General features: G+C 46.1%; 11 protein-coding genes. All 11 read left to right on the top strand.

The window, feature by feature from the left end; all coding sequences use genetic code 11:
* Window positions 1-213 precede the first annotated feature (213 nt).
* The 11 genes from secE (at window position 214) to fusA (ending at window position 15,451) form a co-directional block, all read left to right on the top strand.
* On the top strand, window positions 214-585 hold the full coding sequence (secE, locus tag Q4Q46_RS21070; protein WP_006083613.1) for a preprotein translocase subunit SecE: 372 nt from the start codon (window positions 214-216) through the stop codon (window positions 583-585).
* A gap of 9 nt (window positions 586-594) precedes the next feature.
* On the top strand, window positions 595-1,146 hold the full coding sequence (gene nusG, locus Q4Q46_RS21065; protein ID WP_106648467.1) for a transcription termination/antitermination protein NusG: 552 nt from the start codon (window positions 595-597) through the stop codon (window positions 1,144-1,146).
* Between the two features lie 127 nt (window positions 1,147-1,273).
* Window positions 1,274-1,702: a 50S ribosomal protein L11 gene (gene rplK, locus Q4Q46_RS21060; RefSeq protein WP_006083611.1), complete on the top strand. Its 429-nt coding sequence runs from the start codon at window positions 1,274-1,276 to the stop codon at window positions 1,700-1,702.
* A 4-nt stretch (window positions 1,703-1,706) separates the two neighbouring features.
* Window positions 1,707-2,408, top strand: a complete 702-nt coding sequence (gene rplA / locus Q4Q46_RS21055) for a 50S ribosomal protein L1 (protein ID WP_106648466.1) — start codon at window positions 1,707-1,709, stop codon at window positions 2,406-2,408.
* A gap of 266 nt (window positions 2,409-2,674) precedes the next feature.
* Window positions 2,675-3,175, top strand: a complete 501-nt coding sequence (gene rplJ, locus Q4Q46_RS21050; RefSeq protein ID WP_006083609.1) for a 50S ribosomal protein L10 — start codon at window positions 2,675-2,677, stop codon at window positions 3,173-3,175.
* 54 nt (window positions 3,176-3,229) lie between these two features.
* The gene (gene rplL / locus Q4Q46_RS21045; RefSeq protein WP_006083608.1) at window positions 3,230-3,595 is read left to right on the top strand and encodes a 50S ribosomal protein L7/L12; all 366 of its coding nucleotides are present in this window, start codon (window positions 3,230-3,232) and stop codon (window positions 3,593-3,595) included.
* 242 nt (window positions 3,596-3,837) lie between these two features.
* Window positions 3,838-7,869 carry a DNA-directed RNA polymerase subunit beta gene (rpoB, locus tag Q4Q46_RS21040; RefSeq protein WP_220591696.1) on the top strand — a complete coding sequence of 1,344 codons (4,032 nt, stop codon included), beginning with the start codon at window positions 3,838-3,840 and terminating at the stop codon, window positions 7,867-7,869.
* Between the two features lie 84 nt (window positions 7,870-7,953).
* On the top strand, window positions 7,954-12,171 hold the full coding sequence (gene rpoC, locus Q4Q46_RS21035) for a DNA-directed RNA polymerase subunit beta' (protein ID WP_311901099.1): 4,218 nt from the start codon (window positions 7,954-7,956) through the stop codon (window positions 12,169-12,171).
* Between the two features lie 179 nt (window positions 12,172-12,350).
* Complete coding sequence (gene rpsL, locus Q4Q46_RS21030) at window positions 12,351-12,725, top strand: 30S ribosomal protein S12 (RefSeq protein ID WP_006083605.1); 375 nt, start codon at window positions 12,351-12,353, stop codon at window positions 12,723-12,725.
* Window positions 12,726-12,806: 81 nt separating this feature from the next.
* Complete coding sequence (gene rpsG, locus Q4Q46_RS21025) at window positions 12,807-13,277, top strand: 30S ribosomal protein S7 (protein ID WP_011787570.1); 471 nt, start codon at window positions 12,807-12,809, stop codon at window positions 13,275-13,277.
* Window positions 13,278-13,354: 77 nt separating this feature from the next.
* A complete protein-coding gene (gene fusA / locus Q4Q46_RS21020; protein ID WP_106648461.1) occupies window positions 13,355-15,451 on the top strand; it encodes an elongation factor G in 2,097 nt (698 codons plus the stop codon).
* Window positions 15,452-15,558: the final 107 nt, after the last annotated feature.

The following is a 15,558-nucleotide window of genomic DNA, read 5'->3' as shown; positions in this document are numbered from 1 at the left end:
AGTGGATTATTTCACAGGTTTTGTGGATTGCATGGGATTCGCATCCTTGCTTACAAAGTCGAATAAGAATACAATCTATGGCCGATTTTTGACCCTGAGCTTATGCTATTTTGCGTTTCTAAGGGTGTTCGGAAATGCAGAGTATGATGTGGGAATTATGCCCGTCAATTAATGTGCTCTAAGCTCAGGCCGTATTGAGTAACGGAAAAACCGATGACAACAAATACTGAAAACCAGAACAATTCTCTGGATATCGTGAAGTGGGGTTTAGTGATTGTATTACTAGCCGCTGCTGTTATTGGCAATCAAATGTATAGCGAAGCCAGTGCCGTAATACGTGCGCTTAGTGTTATCGTTGCATTCGCTATTGCTGGTTTTATTGCGCTTCAGACTGTAAAAGGTAAAAAAGCGTTAGCTTTTGCCCGTGAAGCGCATATCGAAGTGCGCAAGGTTGTATGGCCGACGCGTCAAGAAGCACTAAACACCACTTTTATTGTCCTTGCAGCAACAGGTATCTTAGCTCTTATCCTTTGGGGTATGGATGCTGTGTTAATGCGAATTGTCAATTTTATCACTGGCGTATAGGCACCTCGAATGACTGAAGCTAAAGAAGCTAAAAAAAGATGGTATGTAGTGCAGGCATTCTCAGGCTATGAAGGCCGAGTTTGTAAGTCACTGATTGAATACATTAAGATGCACGGCATGGAAGAATACTTCGGCGAAGTATTGGTCCCGACTGAAGAAGTCGTTGAAATGCGTGCAGGTCAGCGTCGTAAGAGCGAACGTAAGTTTTTCCCTGGCTATGTGTTAGTCCAGATGGAAATGAACGATGACAGCTGGCATTTAGTCAAAAGCATCCCGCGTGTTTTAGGCTTTATTGGCGGAACCTCTGATCGTCCTGCCCCAATTTCCGATAAAGAAGCGGATGCAATTCTGCGTCGCTTACAAGAAACGACAGCGTCACCGACTCATAGAACTATCTTCGAGCCTGGTGAAGTGGTGCGTGTGTGTGATGGTCCATTTGCTGACTTCAACGGTACCGTTGAGGAAGTGGATTATGACAAGAGCCGCGTAAAAGTATCAGTAATGATCTTTGGTCGTTCTACGCCAGTTGAACTTGACTTTAGTCAAGTTGAAAAAGGCTGATTAAATAAAATACAAAATCCGTTTGGCAACGGGGGCGAGTTTCTATATAATCCGTCCCCGTTGTTTTCGGGGGAGCACGTCAGCATGTCGCTGATGCGCGTTTGAACCCAAACTGAGGAAATGTCAGATGGCAAAGAAGATTGATGCTTATATTAAGCTACAAGTAAAATCAGGTTCTGCGAACCCGTCACCACCAGTTGGTCCAGCTTTGGGTCAAAAAGGTGTGAACATCATGGAATTCTGTAAAGCGTTTAACGCCCGTACAGAAAAAATGGAAAAAGGCATGCCTATTCCTGTCGTGATCACTGTATACAGTGACCGTTCATTCACTTTTGAAACTAAGACTTCTCCAGCGTCTTACTTACTGAAGACTGCTGCAGGCCTGAAATCAGGTTCTCCACGTCCAAACACTCAGAAAGTGGGTACTATCGCACGCGCTAAAGTTCAAGAAATTGCTGAACTTAAAGCTGCCGATATGACTGGTGCTGACATTGAAGCGATGACTCGCTCAATCGAAGGTACTGCGCGTTCAATGGGTTTGGTTGTAGAGGATTAATATAATGGCAAAGCTAACTAAACGCATGCGCGTAATTCGCGAAAAAGTTGACGGTACTAAAAGCTACGATATCAACGAAGCTGTTGCTCTGTTAAAAGAATTAGCAACTGCAAAATTCGTTGAAAGTGTAGACGTAGCAGTTAACCTGGGTATCGACCCACGTAAATCTGACCAAAACGTTCGTGGTGCAACAGTGTTGCCACACGGTACTGGTCGTGACGTTCGCGTTGCAGTATTTACACAAGGTGCAAATGCTGAAGCGGCAAAAGCTGCTGGTGCTGAGCTAGTTGGTATGGATGATCTGGCTGAGCAAATCAAAGCCGGTGAAATGAACTTCGACGTGGTTATCGCATCTCCAGATGCAATGCGCGTTGTTGGTATGTTAGGTCAAATCTTAGGCCCACGTGGTTTAATGCCTAACCCTAAAACAGGTACAGTAACACCAAACGTTGCTGAAGCTGTTAAGAATGCCAAGGCTGGTCAAGTTCGTTACCGTAACGACAAGAACGGTATTATCCACACTACTATCGGTAAAGTGGATTTCACACCAGTTCAATTGAAAGAAAACTTGGAAGCGTTGATCTCTGCACTGAAAAAGGCTAAGCCTGCAGTTGCTAAAGGTGTATACGTGAAAAAGGTTAGCATCTCTACCACTATGGGTGCAGGTGTTGCAGTTGATCAAGCTACGCTTGAGACAACCATATAATTTTACAAGGTGAGCGTATTAATCTATAATGCGCGCACTTTGTGGGTTGAAGCCTGTTTTATCGCCGTTTAATTGGTTGTAACTCAGGTTTCCGTCCAAGACCGCAGGTGTTTTTTGTAAAAATAACTTAATTTCCTGCGTAGACGGTGTCAGGCCCCAGCTAAATTTTTTTACTGGATAATCTGCACCGTAAGTCACTAAATACATAAGTATTTAGTATGGTAAATACTAGGGAATACCCTAGGTAGAATCCAGGAGTAAAGCCAATGGCATTAAGACTCGAAGACAAAAAAGCGATTGTTGCTGAAGTCAACGAAGCTGCCAAAGGTGCGCTATCTGCAGTTGCCGCTGATTCTCGCGGTGTGACTGTAGGTGCTATGACCGGTCTGCGTAAAAAAGCTCGCGAAGCTGGTGTATATGTACGTGTAGTACGTAACACATTGGCTCGTCGTGCTGTTGAAGGTACTGCTTTTGAGTGCCTAGCAGAGACGTTCACTGGCCCAACTTTGATCGCTTTTTCTTTAGAGCACCCAGGTGCTGCAGCACGTCTGTTAAAAGACTTTGCTAAAGAACAAGCTAACTTCGAAGTTAAAGGCGCAGCCTTTGAAGGGAATTTCATCCCTGCAGCTGAAATTGATCGTTTGGCGAAACTGCCAACATACGAAGAAGCACTAGCTCAGTTAATGATGACTATGAAAGAAGCATCTGCTGGCAAGTTCGTTCGTACACTGGCCGCCCTGCGCGATCAAAAACAAGAAGCCGCTTAATTTCAAGCTGGCTGCTTAATAAAATTGAATTCAGAACAATAGGAAACATTTGTTATGTCTATCACTAAAGACCAAATCTTAGAAGCCTTTGCAGCTATGTCTGTAATGGAAGTTGTTGAACTAATTGAAGCAATGGAAGAGAAGTTCGGCGTTTCTGCTGCTGCTGCCGTTGTTTCTGGCGGTGCTGAAGCTGCTGTTGTTGAAGAACAAACAGAATTCAACGTAGTTCTGACTGCTCACGGCGACAACAAAGTTGCTGTTATTAAAGCAATCCGTGGCGCAACAGGTTTAGGCCTGAAAGAAGCTAAAGCTATGTCTGAAGCTGCTCCAGTAGCAGTTAAAGAAGGCGTTTCTAAAGAAGAAGCTGAAGCTCTGAAGAAAGAACTTACTGAAGCTGGTGCTTCTGTAGAAATCAAGTAAGCTATTATTTAGCTTGCTCACCCAAGCCACTTGGGTGGAGGCTGGCGGTTTTTTAACCGTCGGCCTTTTTTGCGCTATATGCGCTGGCGATTTTTTTTCACCGTTTGTCGCCAAATTTTGCAGTCCCTAGCAGAGATTACTGGTTAGGTTCTTGCCATCAACGGTGATGGGCAAACGTGCTGAATTTAATAACATAAGTTATTTATTCAGTCTTGGTCACATCTCGTAAGCAGAGGAAACCCATGGTTTACTCCTATTCTGAAAAGAAGCGTATTCGCAAAGACTTTGGTAAGCGTCCAAAAGTTTTGGATATCCCTTATTTATTGTCTATCCAGCTAGACTCTTTTAAGAAGTTCACCGATCAAGATCCTACCGGTGAGCGCGGTTTAGAAGCCGCCTTCCGTAGCGTTTTTCCCATCAAGAGCTTTTCTGGTAATTCAGAACTGCAATACGTCAGCTATAAGCTTGGCGAGCCTGTTTTTGATGTGAAAGAGTGTCAGATCCGTGGTGTTACGTACTCAGCTCCACTACGCGTTAAATTACGCATGGTGTTGTATGACCGTGAAGCAGCGGCGGGCACAGTAAAAGATATTAAAGAACAAGAAGTCTACATGGGTGATATCCCATTGATGACGGATAACGGTACTTTTGTTATCAACGGTACTGAGCGTGTAATCGTATCTCAATTACATCGTTCTCCAGGCGTGTTCTTTGATCATGACCGTGGTAAAACCCACTCATCAGGTAAGGTGCTGTATAACGCACGTATTATTCCTTACCGTGGTTCATGGCTTGACTTTGAATTCGATCCTAAAGATGCACTATTTGTGCGTATTGACCGTCGCCGCAAATTGCCTGCGACCATCATGTTACGTGCATTAGAATATTCTACTCAAGAGATCCTCGATCTGTTCTTTGAACGCGTTGAGTTCAAGATTAAGAAAGATACTCTGGTTATGGCCTTGGTTCCTGAGCGTCTGCGTGGCGAAACTGCCAGCTATGACATCAAGGATGCTGAAGGTTCTGTACTGGTTGAAGCCGGTCGTCGTATCACTGCGCGCCACATTCGCCAATTAGAAAAAACCAATACCACTGAACTCGAAGTGCCAGTTGAATATATCGTGGGCAAATATGCTGCTCAAGATTATATCGATCCGGACACGGGTGAAGTTTTAGTCTCTGCCAACAGTGAAATTAGCCTAGAAGATCTGGCTAAATTATCATTGGCCGGTATTAAAGAACTCAGCACCTTGTATATCAACGAGCTAGATCATGGTGCTTATATTTCAGATACGCTGCGTATCGATTCAACCACTAACCGCTTAGAAGCGCTGGTTGAGATCTATCGTATGATGCGTCCTGGCGAGCCACCAACCAAAGATGCTGCCGAAGCACTATTCCAGAACTTGTTCTTCAGTGAAGAGCGTTATGACCTGTCTAAAGTCGGTCGTATGAAGTTCAACCGTCGTCTCAGCATTCCTGATGACGAAGGTAGCGGTGTATTGTCTAAAGAAGATATCGTCGCGGTAATGAAGAACATCATTCATATCCGTAACGGTTTCGACGAAGTCGATGATATCGATCACTTAGGCAACCGTCGTATTCGTAGCGTCGGTGAAATGGCTGAAAACCAATTCCGCGTAGGTTTAGTCCGTGTTGAGCGCGCCGTGCGTGAACGCCTATCTTTAGGCGATCTGAACGAGCTGATGCCACAAGACTTGATCAACGCTAAGCCAATTTCTGCTGCAGTGAAAGAGTTCTTCGGTTCTTCTCAGCTGTCACAATTCATGGACCAAAACAACCCGCTGTCAGAAGTAACGCATAAGCGTCGTATTTCTGCTCTTGGCCCCGGTGGTTTGACTCGTGAACGTGCAGGCTTCGAAGTCCGCGACGTACATCCAACGCATTATGGTCGTTTATGTCCAATTGAGACCCCTGAAGGTCCAAACATTGGTCTAATCAACTCATTAGCAAGCTTTGCCCGTACTAACTCATACGGCTTCCTAGAAACGCCATACCGCAAGGTTATCGACGGCGTGATTACTGACGAAGTGGAATACTTGTCAGCAATCGAAGAAGGTCGTTATGTGATCGCACAGGCGAACATTGAAGTTGACGCGAACGGTCGTATGGCAGAAGAGCAAATTGCTTGTCGTCATAAAGGTGAATCTACCTTTATGCGCGCTGCTGACATCCAGTATATGGACGTTTCGCCACAACAGATCATTTCTGTTGCTGCGTCGCTCATCCCGTTCTTAGAACACGATGATGCTAACCGTGCATTGATGGGTGCGAACATGCAACGTCAAGCCGTACCAACACTACGCTCTGAAAAGCCGCTAGTAGGTACTGGTATTGAACGTACTCTTGCTGTTGACTCAGGTGTTGTGGTTGTTGCTAAGCGTGGTGGTTTTGTAGACTACGTTGATGCGAGCCGTATCGTTGTTAAGGTAAATGAAGATGAGCTACGCCCAGGCGAAGCCGGTATCGACATTTATAACCTGACTAAGTACACCCGTTCTAACCAAAACACTTGTATCAACCAACGTCCTTGTTGTTCAGTTGGTGAGCCAGTGGTTCGCGGTGACGTGTTAGCAGACGGTCCGTCTACTGACTTAGGTGACTTAGCCCTTGGCCAGAACATGCGTATCGCGTTCATGCCTTGGAACGGTTACAACTTCGAAGATTCGATCTTAATTTCTGAGCGCGTAGCGCAAGAAGACCGCTTCACTACTATCCACATTCAGGAGCTGTCTTGTATTGCTCGTGATACCAAACTGGGTAGCGAAGAAATCACGGCTGATATTCCAAACGTAGGTGAGTCTGCTCTGTCGAAACTCGACGAGTCAGGTATCGTTTACATTGGTGCAGAAGTGAAGGGCGGCGATATTCTGGTTGGTAAAGTGACGCCAAAAGGCGAAACACAGCTAACGCCAGAAGAGAAGTTATTGCGAGCTATCTTCGGTGAGAAAGCGTCTGACGTTAAAGACAGTTCACTGCGTGTACCTAACTCTGTTAAGGGTACTATCATCGACGTTCAGGTATTTACCCGTGACGGCGTTGAGAAAGACAAGCGTGCAGTTGAAATCGAAGAGATGCACATTGCCCAAGCTCGTAAAGACTTAGGTGAAGAGTTCAAGATCCTTGAAGAAGGTGTATTGAGCCGTGCGCGTAACTTGTTAATCGGTGCTGGTTTCACTGACGCGCAAATTGCTGCCTTGCCACGTAAAGATGTTTTGATTCAAGTCATTGACGATGAAACTAAACAAACCGAACTTGAGCAATTGGCTGAACAGCATGAAGAGCTGAAAGCTGACTTCGATAAGAAGTTTGAAATCAAACGTCGCAAGATCACCCAAGGTGATGACTTGGCTCCAGGCGTACTCAAGATCGTTAAGGTTTACTTAGCGGTTAAGCGTACTATCCAACCTGGTGACAAGATGGCGGGTCGTCACGGTAACAAGGGTGTTATCTCTAAGATTTGCCCAATCGAAGACATGCCGTATGACGAACAAGGTAACCCAGTAGACATCGTATTGAACCCGCTAGGTGTTCCATCACGTATGAACATTGGTCAGGTACTTGAAGTCCATATGGGCGCCGCTGCCAAAGGTATTGGTAACAAGATCACTGCGATGCTTGAAGAACAGCGCGAGCTGGCTGAAGTTCGTGGCTACATCAAGCAAGTTTATGAATTAGGTGACGAAGTGCAACAGCGCGTCGATATCGATTCATTCACTGATGATGAAGTATTACGTCTTGCGACTAACCTGAAAGGCGGTATCCCGATTGCAACTCCAGCATTCGACGGTGCTAAAGAGAAAGAGATCAAGCAGATGCTTGAACTTGCAGGTTTGCCAACCTCTGGTCAGTTGAAGTTGTTTGATGGTCGTACCGGTAACGAATTTGAGCGTCAAGTAACTGTTGGTTACATGTACATGCTCAAACTGAACCACTTAGTTGATGACAAGATGCACGCCCGTTCTACCGGTTCGTACAGCTTAGTGACTCAACAACCACTGGGCGGTAAAGCTCAGTTCGGTGGTCAGCGTTTCGGTGAGATGGAAGTGTGGGCACTAGAAGCATACGGTGCCGCTTATACGCTTCAAGAAATGCTCACCGTTAAATCGGATGACGTTAACGGTCGTACTCAGATGTATAAGAACATCGTCGACGGTAACCATCAGATGCAACCTGGCATGCCAGAGTCCTTCAACGTGTTACTGAAGGAGATCCGTTCACTCGGTATTAATATCGAGTTGGATCAGGCATAAGCGCAGGCCTTTAGCCGCGTTTGGCAAACAGAATGGTGCTCCGTGCGAGCGGAGCACCCGGTTTAACTCCTTCAGGAGAGAAACGTGAAAGACTTATTAAAGTTTCTGAAACAGCAAAGCAAGACTGAAGAATTTAACGGCATCAAAATTGGTCTGGCATCGCCTGATCTGATCCGTTCTTGGTCTTTTGGTGAAGTTAAGAAGCCAGAAACCATCAACTACCGTACCTTCAAGCCTGAGCGTGAAGGTCTGTTCTGTGCGCGTATCTTTGGCCCAGTCAAAGATTACGAATGTTTGTGCGGTAAGTACAAACGTTTGAAGCACCGTGGTGTTATTTGTGAAAAGTGTGGCGTTGAAGTAACCCAAACTAAAGTACGTCGTGAGCGTATGGGTCACATCGAACTGGCTAGCCCAGTTGCGCACATTTGGTTCTTAAAATCACTACCGTCACGTATCGGCTTAATGCTGGATATGACGCTGCGTGATATCGAACGCGTACTGTATTTTGAATCATTTGTCGTGATCGAGCCTGGCATGACCAGCCTTGAGCGTGGCCAAATGCTGACAGAAGAAACTTATCTGGATGCATTAGAAGAATACGGTGATGAGTTCGAAGCTAAAATGGGTGCCGAAGCAGTACTTGAACTGTTACGTGCTATCGATTTAGCGAAAGAAATCGAACAAATGCGTGAAGAATTGCCTTCAATCAACTCTGAGACTCGTCGCAAGAAAGTGACTAAACGTCTTAAGCTGATGGAAGCATTCTACACTTCAGGCAACAAGCCTGAGTGGATGATCTTAAAAGTACTGCCTGTGTTACCACCTGACTTACGTCCGCTGGTACCGCTCGATGGCGGCCGCTTCGCGACCTCAGATCTTAACGACCTGTATCGCCGCGTGATCAACCGTAACAACCGTTTGAAGCGTCTGTTAGATTTAGCTGCGCCAGACATTATCGTACGCAACGAAAAGCGTATGTTACAAGAGTCTGTTGATGCGCTATTAGATAACGGTCGTCGTGGTCGTGCTATTACCGGTTCTAACAAACGTCCTCTGAAATCTTTGGCCGATATGATCAAAGGTAAGCAAGGTCGTTTCCGTCAGAACTTATTGGGTAAGCGCGTCGACTATTCTGGTCGTTCGGTAATTACCGTAGGTCCTACTCTACGTCTGCACCAATGTGGTCTTCCTAAGAAGATGGCACTGGAACTGTTCAAGCCATTCATCTATGGCAAGCTAGAAGGTCGTGGCTTAGCTACTACCATCAAAGCGGCTAAGAAGATGGTTGAGCGTGAAGTGGCGGAAGTATGGGACGTTCTGGATGAAGTGATCCGCGAACATCCAGTGATGCTCAACCGTGCACCAACACTGCACAGACTGGGTATCCAAGCGTTCGAACCAGTACTGATTGAAGGTAAAGCAATCCAGTTACACCCACTCGTTTGTGCGGCATACAACGCCGACTTCGACGGTGACCAAATGGCGGTACACGTACCGTTAACACTGGAAGCGCAGCTTGAAGCCCGTGCCCTGATGATGTCTACCAACAACATCCTGTCACCAGCCAACGGCGAGCCTGTTATCACACCGTCTCAAGACGTGGTATTGGGTCTGTACTACACCAGCCGTGAGCGTATTAACGGCCGTGGTGAAGGTATGGCATTTATGTCTGTTGCTGAAGTTGAAAAAGCTTACGCAACTGGTGCTGCTGAACTGCATGCCCGCGTTAAAGTACGTATCACTGAAACCATTATTGGTGACACTGGTGAACGTACTGAACAACGCCGTATCGTTGATACGACTGTGGGTCGTGCACTGCTGTCACTTATTCTGCCAGCAGGTTTGTCATTTGATCTGGTTAACCAGAACATGGGCAAAAAGCAGATCTCTAAACTGTTGAACACTTGTTATCGTCAACTGGGTCTGAAAGATACTGTTATCTTCGCTGACCAATTGATGTATACCGGTTTCCGTTTTGCAACCATTTCTGGTGCCTCTGTAGGTATCGATGACATGGTTATTCCAGACGAGAAATACACCTTAGTTGCTGATGCAGAAGCGGAAGTTCTTGAAATTCAAGAGCAGTTCCAATCTGGTCTAGTTACAGCCGGTGAGCGTTACAACAAAGTTATTGATATCTGGGCAAGTGCCAACGAAAAAGTTTCTAAAGCTATGATGGAAAACCTGTCAACTGAGACAGTGATTAACCGTGATGGTGTTGAAGAGAAACAAGCCTCGTTTAACAGCATCTATATGATGGCTGACTCAGGCGCTCGTGGTAGTGCCGCACAGATCCGTCAGTTGGCGGGTATGCGTGGTCTGATGGCTAAGCCAGACGGCTCAATCATCGAAACGCCAATTACCGCTAACTTCCGTGAAGGTCTAAACGTACTCCAGTACTTTATTTCTACTCACGGTGCGCGTAAAGGTCTAGCCGATACGGCATTGAAGACAGCGAACTCGGGTTACCTGACTCGTCGTCTTGTAGACGTTGCACAAGATTTAGTGGTTATCGAAGACGATTGTGGTACTCACGAAGGTCTAACCATGAAACCGCTGATTGAAGGTGGTGATGTGGTTGAGCCGTTACGTGAACGCGTACTGGGTCGTGTAGTTGCGATTGATGTGTTCTATCCAGGCACTGAAGACGTACTCGCACCACGTAACACGCTACTCGACGAAGCATGGTGTGACAAGTTAGAAGAGCATTCAATCGACGAAGTGATTGTTCGTTCTGTTATTTCTTGTGATACCGATTTCGGTGTGTGTGCAGCTTGTTACGGTCGTGACTTGGCTCGTGGTCATATTATTAACCACGGTGAAGCCATCGGTGTTGTGGCAGCACAATCTATCGGTGAACCAGGTACACAGTTAACGATGCGTACGTTCCACATCGGTGGTGCGGCATCGAGAGCATCTGCAGAAAACAATGTCCAAGTGAAAAACTCGGGTTCATTGAAACTGCATAATGCTAAGCATGTTACTAACAGTGACGGCAAACTGGTTATCGTTTCTCGTTCTTCTGAACTGGCCGTTATTGACGAGCTGGGTCGTGAGAAAGAGCGTTATAAAGTGCCATACGGTACTGTGCTCGAGAAGCTAGAAGAAGCCGCTGTTGAAGCGGGCGATGTTATCGCTAACTGGGATCCACATACTCACCCAATCATTTCTGAAGTGGCGGGTAGTATCAAGTTCGTAGACATGATTGACGGTGTTACTATGACACGTCAAACAGACGAACTAACGGGTCTGTCATCAATCGTGATCCTTGACGTTGGTCAGCGTGGTACTGCGGGTAAAGAAATGCGCCCAATGATCCGTCTGCTTGGCGCTAACGGTAGCGATTTAATGATCCCAGGTACTGAAGTACCAGCACAGTACTTCTTACCAGGTAGTGCGATCGTTAACTTAGAAGATAACGCGCAAATCAACGTGGGTGACGCATTAGCTCGTATTCCTCAGGAATCGTCTAAAACTCGCGACATCACCGGTGGTCTGCCACGCGTTGCTGACTTGTTCGAAGCGCGTAAGCCAAAAGAGCCAGCTATTCTGGCGGAAATCTCTGGTACCATCTCGTTTGGTAAAGAGACCAAAGGTAAGCGTCGTTTGGTGATTACACCTGCTGATGGCGGCGATCATTATGAAGAGATGATCCCTAAGTGGCGTAACTTAAACGTGTTCGAAGGTGAAAAAGTCGAACGTGGTGAAGTTATCGCTGACGGTCCAGAAGCGGCACACGACATTCTGCGTCTTCGTGGTATCCACAACGTAGCTAACTACATTGTGAACGAAGTACAGGACGTTTACCGTCTGCAAGGCGTGAAGATCAACGATAAGCATATCGAAGTGATCATCCGTCAGATGCTGCGTAAGTGTCTTATCACTTCTGCCGGTGACACTGAGTTCCTTGAAGGGGAACAAGCTGAAGTGTCACGCGTTAAGATCGCTAACCGCGAACTGATCGCCCAAGGTAAAGTGCCTGCGACCTTTGAACGTGAACTACTGGGTATTACTAAAGCATCTCTGGCAACAGAATCCTTTATCTCAGCAGCATCGTTCCAAGAAACCACGCGCGTACTGACCGAAGCTGCCGTAGGTGGTAAGAGCGATCAATTACGTGGTCTGAAAGAAAACGTTATCGTTGGCCGACTGATCCCAGCCGGTACCGGTTACGCTTATCACAAGACTCGTAATGAAGCGCGTGCGAAGAAAAACGAACCTGTAGTAGTGAATAAGATCACTGCAAGTGAAGCCGAACAGAACTTGGCCGATCTCTTAAACCTGGCTGGTAGCCAAGATTAAGTAATCAGTTTGTTATAAAAAGGCGCCTATGGCGCCTTTTTTCTTGGAATATGCCGCAAAAGTTGGCTATTTCTTGACAGTCAGGCATTACCTTTCTAAAATTCCGCGTCCCACCATTGTGGGATATAGATTTTTCACACCTTATCGTTGAGTTTGATTCAACTGACTCGGAGCTATACATGGCAACTGTAAACCAGTTGGTACGTAAGCCACGCGCGCCAAAAGTCGACAAGACTAATGTGCCTGCGTTGAATGCGTGCCCGCAAAAACGTGGTGTTTGTACACGTGTGTACACAACTACCCCTAAAAAACCAAACTCTGCACTACGTAAAGTAGCTCGTGTGCGTCTAACTAACGGTTTCGAAGTGACTTCGTACATCGGCGGTGAAGGCCACAACCTGCAGGAACATAGCGTGATCTTAATCCGTGGTGGTCGTGTTAAAGACTTACCAGGTGTGCGTTATCACACTATTCGTGGCGCATTAGACTGTGCAGGCGTGACTTCACGTCGCCAAAGCCGTTCTAAATACGGTGCTAAGCGTCCTAAGTCTTAACTTATCCGTTAAGTAAGGCCAAGCTAGTTTTATTTTGAGAATTCCAGTTTTGGAAATCCCTGAAGCATACGGAGAATTGTTATGCCAAGACGTCGCGTTGTAGGACAACGTAAAATCCTACCAGATCCAAAGTTTCACAGTGAGTTGCTGGCTAAGTTCATCAACGTCATTATGCAAGACGGCAAAAAGTCGACTGCAGAAAAAATTATTTACAAGGCACTAGATGTTGTCGCTGAAAAGAAAAGCGAAAACCATTTAGTTATCCTTGAAGCAGCCCTGGACAACGTTCGCCCATCAGTCGAAGTTAAATCTCGTCGCGTTGGTGGTTCTACGTACCAGGTACCATGTGAAGTTCGTCCTGTGCGTCGTAACGCACTGGCGATGCGCTGGTTAGTTGAAGCTGCTCGTAAGCGTGGTGAAAAATCTATGGCTTTACGTCTAGCAGGTGAAATGCTGGATGCGTCTGAAAACAAAGGTACTGCTGTTAAGAAGCGTGAAGACGTGCATCGCATGGCTGAAGCTAACAAAGCCTTTGCTCATTACCGTTGGTAATATGATGGTGTGGGCTTAGGCCCACACCATGTTGTTGATATTGCCAAGACTTAGGTCTTGGTGGAGAGGGTATAATAGTGGCTCGTACAACCCCAATTGAGCGTTATCGTAATATCGGTATTTGTGCTCATGTTGACGCAGGTAAAACCACCACAACAGAACGTGTTCTGTTCTATACCGGTTTGTCTCATAAAATCGGTGAGGTGCATGACGGCGCCGCTACCACAGACTGGATGGTTCAAGAGCAAGAGCGTGGTATCACTATCACCTCGGCTGCGGTAACCACATTCTGGCGTGGTATGGATGCTCAATTCACTGAACACCGCATCAATATCATCGATACCCCTGGTCACGTTGACTTTACTATTGAAGTTGAACGGTCTCTGCGAGTCCTCGACGGCGCTGTTGTCGTTTTCTGTGGTTCATCTGGTGTTGAACCTCAGTCAGAAACAGTGTGGCGTCAAGCTGATAAATACCGCGTTCCACGCTTAGTATTTGTCAACAAAATGGACCGTGCAGGTGCTGACTTTGAACGTGTAGTGAAGCAAATTAGAACTCGTCTTGGAGCCACTTGTGTGCCTATTCAATTGAATATTGGCGCAGAAGAAAACTTCAAAGGTGTGATCGACTTAATTAAGATGAAAGCTATTAACTGGAATGAATCAGACCAGGGTATGACTTTCACTCATGAGGAGATCCCTGCAGAGTTAGCGGCTAAAGCGGCTGAAATGCATGAGTATCTAGTTGAAGTAGCAGCCGAATCCTCGGATGAGCTGATGGATAAGTACCTTGAAGAAGGCACGCTATCAGAAGATGAGATTAAAAAGGCGTTACGTCAGCGTACTATAAATAATGAAATCGTTTTAGCGACTTGTGGTTCTGCATTCAAGAACAAAGGCGTTCAAGCGGTACTTGATGCGGTTATTGAATTCTTGCCTGCGCCAATTGATGTGCCTCCAATCAAGGGCATCGATGAGAACGAGCAAGAAGTAGAACGCCCATCAGATGACAATGCACCTTTCGCTGCATTGGCATTTAAGATTGCTACAGATCCATTCGTAGGAACTTTGACCTTTATTCGCGTGTACTCAGGCGTACTAGAATCAGGTTCAGGTGTTTACAACTCTGTTAAACAGAAGCGTGAACGCGTAGGTCGTATGGTGCAAATGCATGCAAACGATCGCACTGAACTGAAAGAAGTGCGTGCCGGTGATATCGCAGCGGCTATTGGTCTAAAAGAGGTGACTACGGGGGACACGCTTTGTGATAACGATCATAGAGTGATCTTGGAACGTATGGAGTTCCCAGAGCCAGTAATTACCATTGCCGTTGAGCCTAAGTCAAAAGCCGACCAGGATAAAATGGGTATCGCGTTGCAAAAGCTTGCAGCGGAAGATCCATCATTCCGAGTTGAAACTGACGAAGAATCGTCACAAACTCTGATTTCGGGTATGGGTGAGTTACACTTAGACATCATCGTTGACCGTATGCGTCGCGAATTTGGTGTTGAATGTAACGTAGGTAAGCCACAAGTGGCGTACCGCGAAACTATCCGAGCGTCAGTAGAAGCTGAAGGTAAATTTGTACGCCAATCAGGTGGTCGTGGACAATTCGGTCACGTTTGGTTAAAACTAGAGCCTAATGAAGAAGGCGCTGGTTACGAATTTGTCAATGCAGTTGTGGGAGGTGTGATTCCTCGTGAATTCATTCCTGCGGTTGATAAAGGTATCCAAGAACAGATGAAGAATGGCGTTCTCGCTGGCTTCCCTGTGTTGGACGTGAAGGTCACTCTATTCGACGGTTCATATCATGATGTGGACTCGAATGAAATGGCGTTCAAAATTGCAGGTTCTATGGGCTTCAAAAAGGGTGCGCTTGAAGCAAACCCTGCGTTGCTCGAACCTTGCATGAAAGTTGAAGTAACTACCCCTGAAAATTATATGGGTGACGTCGTTGGTGATTTAAACCGTCGTCGTGGCTTGATTGAGGGGATGGATGATGGCTTTGGTGGCATCAAAATAGTCCATGCTGTAGTGCCTCTTTCTGAAATGTTTGGTTACGCAACTGATTTGCGCTCTGCTACTCAGGGTCGCGCTTCATACTCTATGGAGTTCTTGAAGTACTCTGATGCACCGCAAAACATTGCAAAAGCGATTATTGAATCTCGTAGCTAATATCCAGTTACGACATAAATGTTATTATGGTCCAGCACTGACTGGACTATTCTGAAAAGAAAGGAATATATCGTGGCAAAAGCTAAATTTGAACGTATTAAGCCTCA

The organism is Shewanella vaxholmensis, from assembly GCF_031932135.1.
Taxonomy (GTDB): domain Bacteria; phylum Pseudomonadota; class Gammaproteobacteria; order Enterobacterales; family Shewanellaceae; genus Shewanella; species Shewanella hafniensis.
This window is presented reverse-complemented; position numbering and strand designations above follow the sequence as displayed.